General features: G+C 46.0%; 18 protein-coding genes and 1 pseudogene. 16 read left to right on the forward strand and 3 right to left on the reverse strand.

What is annotated here, in order from left to right; all coding sequences use genetic code 11:
* Positions 1-215 precede the first annotated feature (215 nt).
* Together BpJC4_RS14560 and BpJC4_RS14565 are read right to left on the reverse strand one after the other, a co-directional pair.
* Positions 216-671: an ExeA family protein gene (locus tag BpJC4_RS14560; RefSeq protein ID WP_253693978.1), complete on the reverse strand. Its 456-nt coding sequence runs from the start codon at positions 669-671 to the stop codon at positions 216-218.
* 360 nt (positions 672-1,031) lie between these two features.
* Positions 1,032-1,652 carry a LysE family translocator gene (locus BpJC4_RS14565; protein ID WP_151681809.1) on the reverse strand — a complete coding sequence of 207 codons (621 nt, stop codon included), beginning with the start codon at positions 1,650-1,652 and terminating at the stop codon, positions 1,032-1,034.
* 414 nt (positions 1,653-2,066) lie between these two features.
* On the opposite strand from BpJC4_RS14565, the gene cshA reads away from it, so the two are divergent.
* Positions 2,067-3,482: a degradosome RNA helicase CshA gene (gene cshA, locus BpJC4_RS14570; RefSeq protein WP_151681810.1), complete on the forward strand. Its 1,416-nt coding sequence runs from the start codon at positions 2,067-2,069 to the stop codon at positions 3,480-3,482.
* A 169-nt stretch (positions 3,483-3,651) separates the two neighbouring features.
* Here cshA and BpJC4_RS14575 read toward each other — a convergent pair whose 3' ends face one another.
* Positions 3,652-4,254 carry a rhomboid family intramembrane serine protease gene (locus BpJC4_RS14575; protein WP_151681811.1) on the reverse strand — a complete coding sequence of 201 codons (603 nt, stop codon included), beginning with the start codon at positions 4,252-4,254 and terminating at the stop codon, positions 3,652-3,654.
* Positions 4,255-4,326: 72 nt separating this feature from the next.
* Here BpJC4_RS14575 and acpS point away from each other — a divergent pair, with 72 nt between their 5' ends.
* The 15 genes and pseudogenes from acpS to BpJC4_RS16750 all read left to right on the forward strand — a co-directional run.
* Positions 4,327-4,686 (forward strand): holo-ACP synthase, encoded by a 360-nt coding sequence (gene acpS / locus BpJC4_RS14580; protein ID WP_151681812.1) that lies wholly within the window; start codon positions 4,327-4,329, stop codon positions 4,684-4,686.
* Between the two features lie 133 nt (positions 4,687-4,819).
* Positions 4,820-5,836: a LolA family protein gene (locus BpJC4_RS14585; RefSeq protein ID WP_151681813.1), complete on the forward strand. Its 1,017-nt coding sequence runs from the start codon at positions 4,820-4,822 to the stop codon at positions 5,834-5,836.
* A gap of 1,120 nt (positions 5,837-6,956) precedes the next feature.
* A complete protein-coding gene (gene alr, locus BpJC4_RS14590) occupies positions 6,957-8,120 on the forward strand; it encodes an alanine racemase (protein ID WP_151681814.1) in 1,164 nt (387 codons plus the stop codon).
* Between the two features lie 146 nt (positions 8,121-8,266).
* Positions 8,267-8,545 carry a CopG family ribbon-helix-helix protein gene (locus tag BpJC4_RS14595; RefSeq protein ID WP_151681815.1) on the forward strand — a complete coding sequence of 93 codons (279 nt, stop codon included), beginning with the start codon at positions 8,267-8,269 and terminating at the stop codon, positions 8,543-8,545.
* A gap of 4 nt (positions 8,546-8,549) precedes the next feature.
* On the forward strand, positions 8,550-8,900 hold the full coding sequence (locus tag BpJC4_RS14600; protein WP_013860680.1) for a type II toxin-antitoxin system PemK/MazF family toxin: 351 nt from the start codon (positions 8,550-8,552) through the stop codon (positions 8,898-8,900).
* 579 nt (positions 8,901-9,479) lie between these two features.
* Entirely contained in the window at positions 9,480-10,307 is an 828-nt protein-coding gene (gene rsbRA / locus BpJC4_RS14605) for an RsbT co-antagonist protein RsbRA (RefSeq protein ID WP_151698121.1), read from the forward strand.
* Between the two features lie 3 nt (positions 10,308-10,310).
* Positions 10,311-10,667 carry an STAS domain-containing protein gene (locus BpJC4_RS14610; RefSeq protein WP_151681817.1) on the forward strand — a complete coding sequence of 119 codons (357 nt, stop codon included), beginning with the start codon at positions 10,311-10,313 and terminating at the stop codon, positions 10,665-10,667.
* 4 nt (positions 10,668-10,671) lie between these two features.
* On the forward strand, positions 10,672-11,073 hold the full coding sequence (locus BpJC4_RS14615; RefSeq protein WP_151681818.1) for an anti-sigma regulatory factor: 402 nt from the start codon (positions 10,672-10,674) through the stop codon (positions 11,071-11,073).
* Positions 11,074-11,083: 10 nt separating this feature from the next.
* Positions 11,084-12,094, forward strand: a complete 1,011-nt coding sequence (locus BpJC4_RS14620) for a PP2C family protein-serine/threonine phosphatase (protein ID WP_151681819.1) — start codon at positions 11,084-11,086, stop codon at positions 12,092-12,094.
* Positions 12,095-12,160: 66 nt separating this feature from the next.
* On the forward strand, positions 12,161-12,490 hold the full coding sequence (locus BpJC4_RS14625) for an anti-sigma factor antagonist (RefSeq protein WP_151681820.1): 330 nt from the start codon (positions 12,161-12,163) through the stop codon (positions 12,488-12,490).
* Between the two features lie 3 nt (positions 12,491-12,493).
* Entirely contained in the window at positions 12,494-12,964 is a 471-nt protein-coding gene (gene rsbW, locus BpJC4_RS14630; protein ID WP_151681821.1) for an anti-sigma B factor RsbW, read from the forward strand.
* The gene (gene sigB / locus BpJC4_RS14635; RefSeq protein WP_151681822.1) at positions 12,942-13,721 is read left to right on the forward strand and encodes an RNA polymerase sigma factor SigB; all 780 of its coding nucleotides are present in this window, start codon (positions 12,942-12,944) and stop codon (positions 13,719-13,721) included. The genes rsbW and sigB overlap by 23 nt, the downstream gene beginning before the upstream one ends.
* 5 nt (positions 13,722-13,726) lie before the next feature.
* A complete protein-coding gene (locus tag BpJC4_RS14640) occupies positions 13,727-14,320 on the forward strand; it encodes a PP2C family serine/threonine-protein phosphatase (RefSeq protein WP_151681823.1) in 594 nt (197 codons plus the stop codon).
* 88 nt (positions 14,321-14,408) lie between these two features.
* Positions 14,409-16,589, forward strand: coding sequence for a Tex family protein (locus BpJC4_RS14645; RefSeq protein WP_151698122.1), 2,181 nt, complete (start codon positions 14,409-14,411; stop codon positions 16,587-16,589).
* A 51-nt stretch (positions 16,590-16,640) separates the two neighbouring features.
* Positions 16,641-17,197, forward strand: a pseudogene (locus BpJC4_RS16750) (UPF0236 family transposase-like protein); the annotation flags it as partial.
* Positions 17,198-17,466 lie beyond the last annotated feature (269 nt).

Here is a 17,466-nt window from a genome sequence, read left to right on the forward strand (position 1 = left end):
ATACTTCATCACAATGTATTCAAACTGATGATTTACAATTGTGATTATCTAATTTTACGTAATATTCTGTTACTGGCGCCCCAAAATGGCAGGAAATTGACGGTGTTATTTGTCCAGAAATTGACGGAATTGTTGTCAATTAAGGGGGAAGCCAGTTTGCGCTTTATTGTGGCTTCCCCTATGAGTTTAATACTTAAATTTAAATCATTGTCATTTCACGAAAGTTCCCCTTCAATCACACGTTTTACCATATGATCGTCAATGATTCGATGCCTGTTTTGTGCTCCGTAAAGTAGACAGTGGGTACAAATCTTGTTGATGATCCTTGCGGCTCCCCCGGAAAAACGATGGATTTCATCTAAAGCTACATCTGTGAAAATTTGCTCAGTTACTCCTGAATATTGTAAATGCATGGCAATATATTCTGCAGATTGAGCTCTGTCGTAATGCCCCAGTTTGAATTGAATATCAATCCTTTGGCGGATTGCTGTGAAGGATTGGAGGCGCAGGCGGTCCCATAATTCACTTTGTCCGACAAGAATCAGGCTCATAGGGCTTTGGGCATCCATTTTGAAGTTCAGCAGGAATCTGACTTCCTCCAACATTTCCCGATCAAGAAGATGGGCCTCGTCCACGACCACTACCGGCTGAACACCATGAATTCCTCTCATAAGCTCAATTTCCCGATGAAGCTGCCGTTTTGCATCCCAGGGCGGGAAGACAAAATTGATTACCCCCGGGTGTAACGAATGATGCGGCTGCTGATATTTTTATGATTTCCGCTGGCTTTTCTTTTGCAAGAAATCAATGAGAGGAATACAAGTGTGATGGCATACCCCTTAAAGTATTCATTAATGCGATTTTTTTACATTTTTTTTCCAAAAAATCTATAAAATTTAGACTCGCACCCGAGTTGTACCCTTTGTAAAAATCCAATGCTCCGCGACCCACGGACCGGCAATTTTACTCATTTCCTATTTTGCGGAAGCGGGCGGGCACGCGGACTGCATTCATCCCACAATCAACCGCTGTTAAAGGCTCTTCACTGCCTGAATGCCGAAATAAATGCCAAAGCCAACAAGGGATAGCCCGGAAACTTTTGAAATCAAATGAATCAAACGATTGGTTAACAATTTTCCAAAGCTGCTTGAGACGGCGGCCATGGAAAAGTCCCACAACGCCACGCCGATGAAAATGGCACAGCTGTACAGGAGAAACTGCTGGGGCCCGACAGATTCAGCCGCTTTTGCAAGGACGGAACCGTAGACGCCGAGCCAAAACAAAATGGTCAGCGGGTTGGTCAAGGACATGAGAAATCCGGTCAAAAAGGATTTGTAAAGTTTTTCCCTGCTCCTCATATCATCTGTAATCGGCTGATTTGCGGCAACCATGCTTTCAATGCCGGTATATGTAAGAACAAAACATCCGAAAAACCAAAGGAATGATTTGACAAAATTAATGCTAAGCAGATGCACAACTCCGAGATAAACCAATAACATATAACATCCGTCTGCGGTCATGGCGCCTATACCGAGCAGCCATGAATGGAAAAATCCATTTTTAATCCCCTTATCGATTTGGGCGGCATTAATCGGGCCGATCGGTGCAGCAAGGGACAGCCCTAAAAATATATAACTGATTATGCTTTCCATATTCCCCTCCGCTTTTTTCTAATGGTATTGGTATGGTATATTTGTATTCAAAGCAAACGGCCTGTACAACTAAAATTGAAAGATACGCTCCGGAAATATAAACAAGCTTTGGGACAGCCGCATCCCGCGCCAAACCTGAAAAAGTCCTGTCCCCGGAATTCGAAAAGCGGCGTATTGTGCTCTCCGGATTCCATGTCAAGCCGCCCTTCTTATAAATGCAACCGTTTCATTATACAAGTTTGGGCCCCGTTTCTTTATATACATTGAAATCTTGCCGCATTAATGTTACGATAACCGTACATCGTCTACGCTTTTAGCTGACAATGCTCATAAGAGTATATTTTTTTGCCAAAAAGGGAATAAACCCTTAAGGGATATGGCCCTGTTGAACGTTTAGAAGGAGATTGAGAAGCATTGACGAAGTTTTCAGAGTTGGATTTAAGCCCGGCAATTTTAAGAGCCGTAAAAAGAATGGGCTTTGAAGAAGCATCACCGATCCAGGCGGCAACCATTCCACTCAGCATGGAAGGCAGAGATATTATCGGCCAGGCGCAGACAGGTACAGGAAAAACAGCGGCATTTGGCATTCCGTTAATTGAAAAAATTGATCATAGAAACCACCATATTCAAGGCATGATCATCGCGCCTACCCGCGAGCTTGCCATCCAGGTGTCGGAAGAGTTATACCGCATCGGCCAGGATTCGCACGTTCGCGTACTCGCTGTATACGGGGGGCAGGATATTCAGCGGCAGATCCGGGCGTTGAAAAGCCGCCCGCAAATCATCGTCGGAACGCCCGGGCGTATTCTTGACCATATTAACCGTGGCATCCTGAAGCTTGATAAGGTGCATACCCTTGTTCTCGATGAAGCGGATGAAATGCTGAATATGGGCTTTATTGACGATATTGAAGCAATTCTTTCAAATGTACCGGAAGACCGCCAAACGCTTTTGTTCTCGGCAACAATGCCAGATCCGATTAGGAAAATTGCCGAGCGCTTCATGCGCAATCCGGAACTTGTCCGTGTAAAAGCAAAAGAGATGACCGTTCCGTTAATTGAACAGTATTACATTAAAGCCCAGGAACGTGAAAAATTTGATGTATTGTCAAGGCTCCTGGATGTGCAGTCTCCGGATCTTGCCATTGTGTTCGGGCGCACAAAACGGAGAGTGGATGAACTGGCAAACGCCTTGAACGTGCGCGGTTATCTGGCAGAAGGCATTCACGGCGATCTGAGCCAGGCGAAACGCTTATCGGTTTTGAAAAAATTTAAAGAAGGAAAAATTGATGTGCTTGTAGCAACCGATGTGGCGGCACGCGGCCTGGATATTTCAGGTGTGACGCATGTTTACAACTACGATATTCCGCAGGATCCGGAATCATACGTGCACCGGATCGGAAGAACGGGCCGTGCCGGGCGTGAAGGCATGGCGATTACATTCGTCACGCCGCGCGAGATGGGCTATCTCAGAACCGTTGAACAAACAACGAGAAAAAGAATGACGCCGATGCGACCGCCAACATGGGATGAGGCATTTGAAGGACAGCAGCGCCTTTCCATGGAACGCATTGGGGATACCATTAAAGAAGGCAATATCGATGAATACTTGGCAGTAGCAAAAGAACTGCTTGAAGCGTATGACCCAGTCCAGGTGACAGCGGCTGCTTTAAAACTGATGACGAAAGAACCGGATAAAACGCCGGTCCACATTACAGAAGAGCGTCCGCTTCCACACAAAAAAGACCATAACAGAAGAGGGAAACCTTCCAGCAGTTACAATAAAGGAAGAAAACCGAGAAGAACGACAACAAACCGCAAACCATATTAATGAAAACCAAGGCGGGGCCAAAAAAAGAAGAGCATCATCAGCTTTATGAGCGGGCTGTCCGAAACAGGATCAGCTGCAGATGTTTGCTGCAACAAATATATCGGCTTTCTCTGTCGGTTAAACATGATTTATTTTGATAAAAAAAGCAACGGGAGGCCCGTTGCTTTTTTTAGGCGGGGGACTGGGCCTTTTTTTTCAAAAGCATGCCCCCAAGCAGCATGCCGGCAACCAAACCGGAAAGATGGGCTGTATGGTTGACGCCCGGCTGCATCATGGCCATTACGACGGAGATGACGGCGATGGACAAAATGGTTTGTCGGCTTGTTTTCGGCATTGTTTCCCTGAAAACATGGATGAGGGCGACGTATGCGCCAATCAACCCGAACAAGGCGCCGCTTGCCCCGGCATGGTTATAGGTCAGCGGGAGAAGGAAAAAGGAAGCCAGATTGGCAAAAAAACCGCTGCCCAAATAGAGCAAGGTGAATTTCCACTTTCCCATGGCATGTTCCAAATAAGGCCCGAGCAGCAAGAGCGAAAAAGAATTCATCAGCAAATGGCCGAACTTGATATGGACGAAAACGGGAGAAATAAGGCGCCAGGCCTCCCCCTGTGCAATGTACAGGTTCACGCCGGACAGCGCTTCGAAAAGCTTCATGTTCGGGAAAAAGGGCGGCCGCATCGCCGCAAACAACATACATTGGATCAGCAAAATGGCTGACACAGCAGGATAAGACAGGAAAAAGGAAGAAAAACGGAACGGGCGGATCAGCATGGGTCATACTCCTTTCTGGAAAAGCCTTATCTATACCATATGCCTGTAAAAAAGAATTAGAAGGTGATGCGATTGATTAAAGGGATTGGCATTGATGTCGCCGAGCTTGGCAGGATAAAAAAACTGTATGAAAGGCAGCCACGTTTTCCGGAGCGGATTTTAACAGAAGCCGAACTGGAAATGTTTAAAGCGCTGAAAGGTTACAGGCAAATCGAGTTCCTTGCCGGCCGGTTTGCCGCAAAAGAAGCTTTTTCAAAAGCACGCGGCACAGGGATCGGCGTCGCGTTATCATTCCAGGACATTGAGATCAAAAAAGACGAAAAAGGCCGGCCGTATTTTTCAAAGCCTAAAGGGGAGCTTGCCCATTTATCGATTACACACACCCGCGAATACGCATTTGCCCAAGTGATACTGGAAGAACGGGAGCCGTAACGTTTTTTCATTTTCCCATCATACAAGCCCGGGTTGTCTCATATATTCAGAGTAAGAGAGGAGAGACAAGGCAGGGCTTTTGATGAATGGCCTTTCTCTTCATAAGAATTGAGACAATAAAGGGGTTGAAAGGATGAAGAGAAAGTATTGGGTTTTGCTTGCAGCATTCGCAGCCATTCTTGTGCTTTCCGCCTGCGGGGCCAAGTCGCCGCAGGATGTCGCCGAAAAACTGAACGAAAAAGCGGAAAAAATGGACGGTTATAAGCTGAATGCAAAAATGACGTTAAAGATGGGCAATGGACCGAGGACATACGATATTGAAGTGTGGCATAACAAGCCGAGCTATTACCGGGTAAACCTGAAAAACGCCGATAAAGGGCAGAGCCAAATGATCTTGCGCAATAAAGAGGGCGTATTTGTTGTGACACCTGCTTTAAACAAAAGCTACAGGTTCCAAAGCGACTGGCCGAATAATACGAGCCAGGCCTATCTCTATGAATCGCTTGTAAAAGATATATTGGAGGACAAAGATGCGAAATTGACCGTAAAGAAAAACCAGTATGTATTTGAGACAAAAACGCGTTACCAAAACCATAAAATGCTCCCGTACCAGCAAATTGCATTTGATAAAAGAACGCTTGCGCCGGTCAGCGTAAAAGTGATGGACACAGACCGCAATACGCTCGTCAAAGTGCTGTTTACGAAAGTGGATTTTAACGCGAAGTTTGACAATAACGCTTTTGACACGAAAAAGAATATGACGGGCGCGAAACTCGAAGTGCCAGTCGATGCAAAAGTCGGAAATAAAGAGTTTTCGGTTAAGTATCCGACCGCAAAAATCGGGCATACGACGCTTTTGGATGAGCAGGAAGTCGCCACGGCAGACGGCAAGCGCGTCATCCTTACCTATACAGGGGATAAGATGTACACGCTGATTGAGGAAAAAGCGGAAGTGCTTCCAGCCGTTTCAACGGAAGCGATTCCGGCAAACGGGAAAATTGCCGACCTCGGCTTTACGATCGGCACGATGACAGGCGATTCGCTGTCCTGGACGGAAAACGGGGTGGAGTATACGCTTGCATCGAAGTCGCTCACAGCAGCTGAAATGATTGAAATCGCCCAGTCTGTCGGGGGTGAACCGGAAAAATAGGCAAAATACAAGGGTCTGTCCAAAAGTTCTTTTTAAACCAGAAAACCCGTTGAGAAATTCATTTTTCTCGACGGGTTTTCTCATTATAAAGCAAAATTTTCTCCGTAGAAACGGTTCTGAGAAGCAGGAAGACATTATCAGCCGGACGGAACAGCGGTTTTAAGATAAAGAAGGGCTGTCCAAAAGTACGGGCAGACTTGTTTTGTCTGAATGAAAAGATATTTTCCTGAATTGAACCTTCCTAAGGGCCGTTTCGTTAAAACATTATCTTTGAAAAATGGTTCCTGGAATGTGCCTAAGTTATAATGAACGAAACTAGCCCCTACTCGTTATATCGTAGGTTAATTTAGTAAAATGGTAATTAGAAAAGTTACTAAATGAGAGCTACATAACGGAAGGAGCTAGCTACTATAAATGATACCATAAAATACGCGGGATTTGACTGTAAACGGGCACATTATTTCGGCAAAAGACAGTCGGTTTTTTTCAAATTACTCCAGATTTTTCACGAAAAATTAAGCATATGCACTGTATATTACGGATAATGATGCCATTTGGCGGCTTGACATGGAGCTTCTGTGGGCATGGCTTGATGGCGATGAGGCTAGGAGAAAAAAGAAAATCGCCAAAGCTAACTAGCCTACCATGCCCACCACTCCATATCAAGCCGTGTATTGAATATTATACATCTGGAATAATTTGAAAATCACAATCTGAAATAATGTGGAAATTCACATTTGACGTTTCAAAGAAAAAATCGCAGTCGCTGTTGCCGATGAAGGGAGAGATGAGCCAAGGTATTGGGGGATGATTGCCAATAATCCGGACTCGATCAGAGGGGGGCCCTTGACAGTTTCGTTCATATCGGACCGTTTTGTTAAAGATTCAACCGTAGAATGGTCCTTGGCATCTTTCCAAAAATCGTTTCCCCAAAATTTGGCAACGGACCGGCCGTTGGGAACTCAGCGAAGGCTAAACTTTTTTGCCTAGTTTTTTCTGTTTTACCGGAAAATCTTTCTGCTTTACGACAACTTTAAAAAACTTCCTTTTAAAAACAATTGACATTGCCTTGGCTGCATCCGATAATCAATATATTGGAGAATTAAAAGGAAGTGTAACAATGACAGGGGATCATCCTTTTTACAGGGATACATGGGTAGAAATTGATTTGGATGCGGTTGCGGAAAATGTTGAGAATGTCCGCCGCCTGCTTCCCGAACATACGCATATCATTGCGGTTGTAAAAGCCAACGCTTACGGCCACGGAGCCGAGTATGTAGCAAAAACCGCACTGGAATCCGGCGCATCAGGCCTTGCGGTTGCTTTTCTGGATGAAGCGCTCGCGTTAAGAAAAAAAGGAATCAAGGCCCCTATTTTGATTTTAGGTGTGACCCGTCCGCAAGATGCCGGGGTGGCGGCCGAAAACGCCATTTCGCTTACCGTTTTCCAAAAAGAATGGCTGGAGGAAGCCAGCCGGCATTTAGGAAGGGAAAAGCTTCCCGTCCATATTAAATGCGATACCGGCATGGGCCGGATTGGCGTCAGGACAATAGAAGAATTAAAAGAAGTGGAAAAAGCGGTGAACAATGAATCATGTTTCCGCTTCGAAGGGATTTTTACCCATTTTGCGACGGCCGATGAAACTGATACGGCGTTATATGAAAAACAGTACCTCACGTTCCGGAAAATGGTTGAAAGCCTGGAATCACGCCCGCCGTATGTGCACTGCGCGAACAGTGCCGCGGCACTGAGGTTTGACCAGGAGCCGTTTAATGCGGTCCGGCTCGGAATTGCGATGTACGGGCTTTCCCCTTCTCCGGAGTTGAAACCGATTTTGCCGTTTTCTTTAAAAGAGGCGTTTTCCCTCCATACAAAAGTTACGCATGTAAAACAAATTCATGCGGGCGATACAGTTAGTTACGGCGCAACCTATACGGCTGCCCGCGATGAATGGATCGCCACACTGCCGATCGGTTATGCGGACGGCTGGATCCGGAAGCTTTCGGGCCAGGAAGTCATCATCGGGGGGGAGAAAGCGCCGATTGTCGGCAGAATCTGCATGGATCAGTGCATGGTGAAACTTCCACATCCGGTTTCTGTCGGAACAAAAGCAACGCTCATTGGTAAACAGGGGGATTTATCCATTTCTGTTGATGAGATTGCGGAAAAACTGGAGACGATTAATTACGAGGTCACATGCTCTATTTCCAGCCGCGTCCCGCGTATTTTTACAAAAAACGGGAACTTCGTTGCGGGTGTGTCGAATCCAATCCTTGAAAGTTGAAAAATGTTTTGGCGAATTTTGAATAATTGCTTGATTTTTTTGCCGATAATAGATAGGAATGGTGATTTAGCCTTTGCATATAGTTAATTTGATGGTATGATTAGAATGGAACGAGGAACGGTGTCTAGCGTGTGGAGGTGTAGCAGGTGTCTGAATCCATTTCAACAGAAATTTTAGTCCGATTGCCGCAGCAGCTATTGACGGAACTGGATGGATTTGCCGAAACCGAAAATATGAATCGTAACGAATTAATTTACCGTGCAACGAAAATGTATTTAAAAGAACGGAAAAAACGCCAAATCCGTGAGTCGATGAGGCGCGGTTACATGGAGATGGCAAAAATCAATTTAGAGATTGCCTCTGAAGCGATCCAGGCTGAATACGAAGCAGAACATACAGTTGAAAGCCTAGTAAGCGGGGGGTAATCCTTTGATTGTTAAGCGTGGAGACGTGTACTTCGCCGACCTTTCTCCTGTGGTCGGCTCTGAGCAAGGAGGCGTACGTCCGGTACTCATTTTACAGAACGACATCGGAAACCGTTTTAGCCCCACTGTAATTGTTGCTGCTATTACGGCGCAAATCCAAAAAGCTAAATTGCCTACGCATGTGGAAATCGATGCAAAGCGTTACGGTTTGGAACGGGATTCTGTTATACTACTTGAACAAATTCGTACGATCGATAAACAGCGCTTAACGGATAAGATTACGCATCTTGATGAAGAAGTGATGGAGAAAATAGACGACGCCCTGCAAATCAGCCTGGGATTGGTCGAATTTTAAGACGCTCTTGGAAAAAAGGGCGTTTTTTTCATGCCTTTACCGGGAATTTTCAGCGGGCCGCCTGCAATGATGCTTTGCAATCCTGCTTTGTTTTGCCTGTAAAAGCTCTGACAAACGGGTTTAAATAATGGCAAAAGAGGGTAAGTAAATACAGTTATCCGGCGGTGTAAATACCGGTACCTTGGTTCACGGGAATTTACATAAGGCGTACATTTCAAAAAAGATATAATAACATATATACCACCATGATCCTTTTTCGGAAGGAAGGCCCAGTTTTCATTATGATCGTTTGGTTCTGTGAAATTTACAAGACTTCTGCGGGGTGACTGAGCCGGGAACGGGGAGCTCCGCGGGCGTGCCATATGCGGAGCGGATTTGGCGAATAAATATGATCACCCGGCCTATTCTTAGAGACGGCTGCCAATCCCCGGACCGGCATTCTGCGCATCAACGGAACGCCTTGCTCGCTTTCTTTTCCACACAGGAAATGGTTCCTTTCCGTAAAATCGGGCAATGCTGCCAAGGCCAAGCTGCCATTAAAACGCCCTTCATATCTTTTTATGGGAGAGTGGTTTGATCATGCAATCGTATTTAGCGGAATATATACCGAAACATAAAGATGAAATATTGGAAGAATGGATAAAAACCATGAAGTCGAAAGGCGACGGCCGCATATTCGGGTTGAATGAAGGAAGCATGTTTGATAAAACGAGCCGGGATTTTGTCGATGTCATTCTTGCGTGGCTGACGAAAACGAACCACAAATACGAAAAGCAGCTCGGCGAGTTTGCCGAAAAGATCGCCATGCTGGGCTGGCCGCTTACTTTTACCACCACCGGCATCCAGATTTTGGGCGATATCGTGTATAAGATCATGATGGACAACCATCCTATCGGGCTTGAAAGGCAGCTCGAATTTTGGGGGATTTTCCGCGATTGGATGAATTCGGTGCAAAATGAATTTGTAAATGCGTATACCACCATCTGGGAAAAAACCGTCTCCCTCCAAAAAATTGCTTTAAAGGAATTGTCAGCCCCCCTTATTCCTGTATTTGAAAAAATCGCTGTACTGCCCTTGGTCGGCACCATTGACTCGGAAAGGTCGAGGCAGATTATGGAAAATCTGTTGTACGGGGTTGTCCAAAACAAATCTGAAGTTGTCCTGATTGATATTTCGGGCGTTCCGATTGTCGATACAGTCGTTGCCCATCATATTTTACAGGCGGCGGATGCCGTACGGCTTGTAGGGTCAAAATGTATGCTTGTCGGCATCCGGCCGGAAATTGCACAGACGATTGTCGATTTAGGCATCGATTTAAAACATATCACAACAACCAGCACCCTGCAAAGAGGAATCGAACAGGCGCTTGAAATGACGGGAAGGAAAATTGTGAAATGGGAGGGTTGATTGATGCGCATACCAATTTTAAAGCTGGGAAACTGCCTGCTGGTGTCCATCCAGTGGGAACTTGATGACCAGACAGCTTTGGAGTTCCAGGAAGATCTTCTCCAAAAAATTTACGAAACGAATGCCAGCGGTGTTGTCATCGACTTCACCTCCGTCGACTTTATTGATTCGTTTATCGCAAAAGTGCTGGGTGATGTGGTCAATATGTCGAAAATGCTGGGCGCAAAAGTGGTCATCACCGGAATCCAGCCGGCTGTTGCCATTACCCTTATCGAACTGGGAATCACCATGGATGATGTACTGACGGCGCTGGATATTGAGAGCGGTTTAGAGAAATTAAAACAGGAATTGGGGGATTAGATAGATGAATAACCATTCCTGTATAAAGATTTTAAATGAGTGGGATATTGTGGCCGCCCGCCAGCTGGGGAGAAACATTGCAAGGGAACTGAATTTCGGCATCGTCGACCAGGCAAGGATTACAACAGCCATTAGCGAACTTGCCCGCAATATTTTTATTTATGCAGGGCAAGGGGAAATCAGGATCGAAAAAGTTCGGCAAAACGGGAAGCAGGGGTTGAAAGTGATTGCCGAAGACAAAGGCCCGGGCATCGCAAATATCCGAAAAGTAATGGAGGACGGCTACTCCACGTCCGGTGGTTTGGGGGCGGGTCTCCCGGGCGTGCGGCGTCTGATGGATGAATTCGACATTGATTCAGCGCCGAATAAAGGCACCACTGTAACGGCGATCAAATGGGTTCGCTAGGAGGGAAAGTATGGATTTTCATGAGACGATGGAAAAAGAATATAAAGAAATTCTCGAGCATTTTTTACAGCATCCGAATGAACAAGTATTATACCAATGCGAAAAGTTCAGCCGGAAATTGATCGAAAACCGTATCTCCCCCGAAGATATGATCATGTGCCACCGCTCCGTCATGCAGCAAATCGACCCGAATCTCCCCGAGTATGTACAACAGTCTTTTGACGTTCTGCTTGAAGTGATGCTCGCCTACGGGCTGGTCTACCGTGAGCAGCAAGTTTTGAGAAACAAGCAAAGGGAACTGAAAAGCGAAATTGAAATTGCAGCCAATATGCAGCAAACCCTGTTGAAGGCACGGATACCGGAACAGGACGGGATCGATATCGGGGTGATCAGTGTGCCGGCAAAACAAATGAGCGGGGATTATTATAACTTTATTGAAGACGATAACCGCCGCATCGGCATTGCGATAGCGGATGTCATCGGCAAGGGCATTCCGGCGGCGCTTTGCATGTCAATGATTAAATATTCGATGGACAGTCTGCCAGAATACAGCCACGAGCCGCACGTCATTTTGGAAAACCTCAACCGGGTTGTTGAACAAAATGTCGATCCGAGCATGTTTGTTACAATGTTTTACGGCATGTATGATCCGGTGTTACATAAATTTTCTTATTCATCAGCCGGACATGAGCCCGGTTTTTACTATCATGCGGCAACGGACGAATTTGAAGATTTGAGAGCGAAGGGACTGCTTTTAGGCATTGAAAAAAAGACAAAATACCGCCAATATACAAGAAATGTGATGGCGGGGGACATGATTGTGCTGCTGTCGGACGGCGTGACCGAATGCCGGACAAAGGAAGGGTTTATCAGCAGGGAAACCATTACAGCGTTAATCCGGAAAAATATCCGGCTATGCGCGCAGGAAATCGTTGAAAATGTATACAGGGAACTGGAAAGATGGCAGGAATTCGAGCTGCGAGACGATTTTACCCTGTTAATTTTAAAAAGAACGGCATAAACAGGTTTTAACCAATACAGATAGGGTAATATCCATTTAGTGCTGAATGTTAAAGAGGTGAAAGAAATGGATTTTGCAGTAAACGTCCGGGAAAAGCAAAATGCCTTAAATGTAGCAATATCTGGGGAAATCGACGCATTCACAGCTCCAAAATTAAGGGAGGTATTTAAACCTTATGAAGGCAAAAAAGGTTTGCAAGTTTTGATAGACTTAACCCATGTTTCTTACATGGACAGTACCGGTTTAGGCGTTTTGGTCGGCTTGTTTAAAAGCTTGCGGGCAAATGACGGTGCCCTCACGCTGACGGGCCTTTCCGACCGGTTGAAACGGCTGTTCGATATCACTGGACTTTCTGACATCATGAAGATTAATACCGAAATAGAAGGTGGAGTGTGAAACATGGAGGAGTTTGATCATATCTGTATGAAAATCCCTGCTAAAGCGGAATATGTAGGGGTTATCCGCCTCACCATTTCCGGTATTGCAAGCCGCATGGGATTTGACTACGAACTCATCGAGGATTTGAAAATCGCCACAAGTGAAGCGATCACCAACGCAGTCCAGCATGCCTATAAAGATAAAGAAGACGGGGAAGTCAATATCGACTTCAGCGTCTACCCCAACCGCTTGGAAGTTATGGTATCCGATAAAGGAGAAAGTTTTGATGTTGATAAAGTAAAAGAGTTCGCAGGGCCGTACACGGAAGATGTACAAATTGAATTGATGAGAGAAGGAGGTTTGGGCCTTTATCTCATTGAAAGTTTAATGGATGAAGTCCGCATACACTATGATGGCGGGATTACAGTCATGATGACCAAGTATCTTCAAGGGGAGCAGGTGGAGACGAATGTCAAAACTGCCTCAACCTGATCAGATTGATGTCAATCAATTGATTCAATCTTATCAGCAAAACGGCGACAAAGAGGCACAGGAAATGCTTGTCGCGCATTATAAAAAACTTGTGGAATCGCTGGCCCGCAAATATTCAAAAGGAAAAGCCTACCAGGAGGACATTTTCCAGGTCGGGATCATTGGCCTGCTCGGCGCCATCCAGCGCTTTGACCCGAATGTCGGGAAAAGCTTTGAATCATTTGCCATTCCGACCATCATCGGGGAAATCAAAAGATTTCTGAGGGATAAAACATGGAGTGTCCATGTCCCGCGCCGGATCAAAGAACTCGGACCGCGGATCAAGGCTGCCGTTGAAACATTGACGAACGAACTGCAACGCTCTCCAAAAATTGCCGAAATTGCCGAATGCCTTGAGATTTCGGAAGAAGAAGTTCTGGAAGCGATGGAAATAAGCAAAAGCTACCATGCGCTTTCCGTTGACCATTCCATTGAATCGGATTCAGACGGCAGCACCGTTACCCTGCTCGATATGGTCGGCAGTGAAGACGACGGTTATGAAAAAGTCAATCAGCGGCTCGTGCTTGAAAAAGTACTTCATGTATTGAGTGACAGGGAACGCCAAATCATCCACTACACGTATATTGAAAACATGAGCCAAAAAGATACGGGTGAGAAATTGGGGATTTCGCAAATGCATGTCTCGCGCCTGCAGCGCCGTGCCATAAAAAAACTGCGGGATGCCATTGAAGGTGAATTACAGCATGTGGAGAATTAGCCATTATGAACTATCTTAGCTCGAAGGCAGTAGAAGTGTACGGATTCCAAACAACAAAGGCTGGCAGGGAATTATGCGGGGATGCCTACTTTATGAAGGCAACTGATGATAATTTCTTATGCGTGCTGGCGGATGGGCTGGGTAGTGGGGAATATGCCTACTACTCTTCTCAGGCTGTCGCAAGAGCAGTCAAAGAGCAATCGGACGAAGATGTCGAAGCGTTGATGAAAGCATGCAACCGTGCCTTGTACCGGAAGAGGGGGGCGGCTGTTGCCATTTTGAAAGTTTGCTTTCAAACACGCAAATTTGTTTACAGCTGTGTCGGCAACATCCGCTTTTACATGTATTCCCCAAGCGGCAGGCTTACCTATCCGCTGCCGATTACCGGGTATTTATCCGGAAAACCGCAGCATTTTAAAACCGAGACATTTGATTATGAGTCAAACTCCAAATTTATCATCCATTCCGATGGCGTAAAAGAACGGGATGTCAAAGCTTTTTTAAAAAAATGCGAATCGATTGAACTGATTGCCGACCAGTTAAAGAAACAGCAGGCAATGGATGACGATGCCACTTTTATTATCGGGCGCTTGCGGTAAGCGGCAAGCTTTTTTATTTTGGACAAATTTTTTCGCGGCAAAAACCGTGGTAAAATAGCAAAAGAACGGTTTTGAATTTGTTCAGGAAATGTGGTGTTTTGATTTGAATGAAAAAAATGAAAGGCTTCTCCGCAGGCTGGCGAAGGAACTACAGTTTTCGGAAAAAAGCATCCGAAATGTGATTGAGCTGCTCGAAAGCGGAAACACTGTGCCGTTTATCGCCCGCTACCGGAAAGAAATGACCGGGGCGCTTGATGAAGTGCAGATCCGGGACATTATGGAGCGCTGGAATTATCTGCAAAATCTGGAACAGAGGAAAGAAGAAGTAATGCGCTTAATTGAAGAGCAGGGAAAATTAACGGACGAGCTGAAAGGGAAAATTTTGAATGCCGATAAGCTTCAGCTTGTAGAAGACCTGTACCGCCCGTATAAGCAGAAGCGGCGGACAAAAGCAACGATCGCAAAAGAAAAAGGGCTGGAACCATTGGCGCGATGGATGCTGTCTTTTCCTGCCGAAGGGGATCTAAAGGCCGAACTCGAATCATACATATCAGAGGAAAAGCAGGTTGCATCCGCTGAGGAAGCGCTGCAGGGGGCAAAAGATATCATTGCTGAAATCGTATCGGACGAGCCGAAATATCGCGGTTTGATCCGTTCGGAAACATTTAAAACGGGAATCATCTCAAGCACAGTGAAAGATCCAGAAAAAGATGAGAAAAAAGTGTATGAAATATATTACGAATACGAAGAACCGGTACGGAAAATCGTTCCCCACCGCGTTTTAGCGCTTAACCGCGGCGAGAAGGAAAACATTCTCCGGGTATCTGTGAAGGCCGATACCGGACGTATTCTGGATTATCTGAACCGGCAAGTGGTCCGCAATGAGGCTTCGATTACGGCCGGGATTGTCAAGGAAGCGGTGGAAGACGGCTATAAACGGCTCATCCAACCTGCGATTGAAAGGGAAATCCGCAATGAACTGTCTGAGAAAGCGGAAGACCGTGCGATCCACATTTTCTCGGAAAACTTGAAGAACCTGCTTCTACAGCCGCCTTTAAAAGGAAAGACGGTGCTCGGGGTTGATCCCGCCTACCGGACAGGTTGCAAACTCGCTGTAGTAGATGAAACAGGCAAGGTTCTGAAAATCGGCGTCATTTACCCGCATCCGCCGAAACTGAAAACGGAAGAAGCGAAAGCAATTTTGAAGGGCATTATTCGCGGTTTTCATATTGAAGTGATCGCCATTGGAAACGGCACGGCTTCCCAGGAAACCGAACAGTTCGTCGCCGGAATTTTAAAAGAAATCGGCGGAGACGTTTCCTACACGATTGTCAATGAGGCGGGGGCAAGTGTCTATTCCGCTTCCGACCTCGCACGCAAAGAATTTCCGGACCTCCATGTCGAAGAAAGAAGTGCCGTATCGATTGCACGTAGGCTCCAGGATCCGCTGGCCGAGCTCGTAAAAATCGATCCGAAATCGGTCGGGGTCGGGCAATATCAGCACGACGTCTCGCAAAAGAAACTGAGTGAATCGCTCACTTTTGTTGTGGAAACGGTGGTCAACCAAGTTGGTGTCGATATAAACACCGCTTCCCCGTCCCTTTTACAGTATGTTTCGGGCCTCAGCGCTACAGTTGCCAACAATATCGTGAATTTCCGGGATGAGAATGGCAAGTTTAAAAACCGCGCAGAACTGAAAAACATTCCGCGGCTCGGTGCAAAAACATACGAGCAGAGCATCGGTTTTCTCCGCATTACAGATGGGGATGAACCGCTGGATAAAACGCCGATCCACCCGGAAAGCTATCCGGCTACAAGAAAATTGCTGGAGGAACTTGGCATGTCCACATCGGATCTCGGCACAGAGAAGCTGAAAGAATCGCTTAAGCAGCTTTCCATTGCCGAAACGGCCGGAAAACTTGGGATCGGCGAACCGACGCTGCACGATATTTTCGATGCGCTCACAAGGCCGGGCCGCGATCCGCGCGATGAACTGCCGAAACCGCTGTTGAAGAAGGATATTTTGAAGCTGGAAGATCTAAAGCCGGGAATGGAGCTGCAGGGAACCGTCCGCAATGTTGTCGACTTCGGCGCATTTGTTGATGTGGGCGTGAAAGAAGAAGGGCTTGTCCATATTTCAAAATTAAACAAAGGACATGTCAAACATCCGCTTGATGTCGTCTCGGTAGGCGATATTGTCACCGTCTGGGTGGAAAATGTCGACGTCCAAAAAGGAAGACTTTCGTTGACGATGCTCCCAAAATCATAAAAAACATAGAAAGAAGATGCGCAATGATTAACCGCGCATCTTCTTTTCATTGTAATACAGGCCTTAGTCAAGACATTTGGGGGGGCGGAAAAAGCGAAGTGAAGGAACAGGTAAAAAAGCGGTAAAATCCAATGATTTTGGACAGTTCACGTTGTATTTAGACATTTATGAGAGCACGTGGATGAGAAGAGCCTTAAGAAAGTGAAGGAGTTTCGTTTTTACATCTAAAGAAACGGGGACCTCATTCTGACTGGAGAGAGAAAGTGGAGAATACGCCTAGCGACGCGAGAGGTCTGGGAGCGATGGAATCAAACCAAAGGCACATCTCATTCCGGATGAAAAAACGGGGGATGCATTGGAGCAAAGAAAGCGGAGAAGTCATGGTAAAAATAAAGCAAGGGATTCTCAACCGGACGTTAAGAGAGGCTTATCTGAAACACCAAGCAAGAAGTGCGAGAAAGCAGCGTGAATTAAAACAAGCCTTAAAATACGCCTAGCTGTTCAAACAGCCTGCACGCCCGTCAATCGGGGCAAAACAGGGATCTATTAGCCTGTATACGAGCACTTCATCAGCAATAGGGAATTTAAGCAAGATATTTAGGTTTTAATATCTCCACCTAGATAAGGGGCAATCCCAACATCCTATGAAAAGCTGAGGATATATAATGATCACTAATTTCTGAGACTCCTGCGGGAAAAGCGAGCAAGAAGAGACCCAGTGTGCTTGAGGGACGAGCGAGGAGGCTCGCGACGCGTGCGGAAAGCGAGTAAATTTCGCAATCATCAAAAAGGGGTACCCATATGCCCGGTTTAACGGCTTTTGGGATTGCCCCTAATCCAGGGAAGCAAGCAAAGTACGGTAGCCAAAAGCGTACAA

This window comes from Weizmannia acidilactici, from assembly GCF_008974185.1.
In the GTDB taxonomy this organism is placed as follows: domain Bacteria; phylum Bacillota; class Bacilli; order Bacillales; family Bacillaceae_C; genus Weizmannia; species Weizmannia acidilactici.

Coding starts and splice junctions, on each gene's coding strand:
- BpJC4_RS14560 (WP_253693978.1), bottom strand. CDS start 671: ATGAGAGGAATTCATGGTGTTCAGCCGGTAGTGGTCGTGGACGAGGCC.
- BpJC4_RS14565 (WP_151681809.1), bottom strand. CDS start 1,652: ATGGAAAGCATAATCAGTTATATATTTTTAGGGCTGTCCCTTGCTGCA.
- BpJC4_RS14575 (WP_151681811.1), bottom strand. CDS start 4,254: ATGCTGATCCGCCCGTTCCGTTTTTCTTCCTTTTTCCTGTCTTATCCT.
- BpJC4_RS14585 (WP_151681813.1), top strand. CDS start 4,820: ATGAAGAGAAAGTATTGGGTTTTGCTTGCAGCATTCGCAGCCATTCTT.
- alr (WP_151681814.1), top strand. CDS start 6,957: ATGACAGGGGATCATCCTTTTTACAGGGATACATGGGTAGAAATTGAT.
- rsbRA (WP_151698121.1), top strand. CDS start 9,480: ATGCAATCGTATTTAGCGGAATATATACCGAAACATAAAGATGAAATA.
- BpJC4_RS14610 (WP_151681817.1), top strand. CDS start 10,311: ATGCGCATACCAATTTTAAAGCTGGGAAACTGCCTGCTGGTGTCCATC.
- BpJC4_RS14615 (WP_151681818.1), top strand. CDS start 10,672: ATGAATAACCATTCCTGTATAAAGATTTTAAATGAGTGGGATATTGTG.
- BpJC4_RS14620 (WP_151681819.1), top strand. CDS start 11,084: ATGGATTTTCATGAGACGATGGAAAAAGAATATAAAGAAATTCTCGAG.
- BpJC4_RS14625 (WP_151681820.1), top strand. CDS start 12,161: ATGGATTTTGCAGTAAACGTCCGGGAAAAGCAAAATGCCTTAAATGTA.
- rsbW (WP_151681821.1), top strand. CDS start 12,494: ATGGAGGAGTTTGATCATATCTGTATGAAAATCCCTGCTAAAGCGGAA.
- sigB (WP_151681822.1), top strand. CDS start 12,942: ATGTCAAAACTGCCTCAACCTGATCAGATTGATGTCAATCAATTGATT.
- BpJC4_RS14640 (WP_151681823.1), top strand. CDS start 13,727: ATGAACTATCTTAGCTCGAAGGCAGTAGAAGTGTACGGATTCCAAACA.
- BpJC4_RS14645 (WP_151698122.1), top strand. CDS start 14,409: ATGTGGTGTTTTGATTTGAATGAAAAAAATGAAAGGCTTCTCCGCAGG.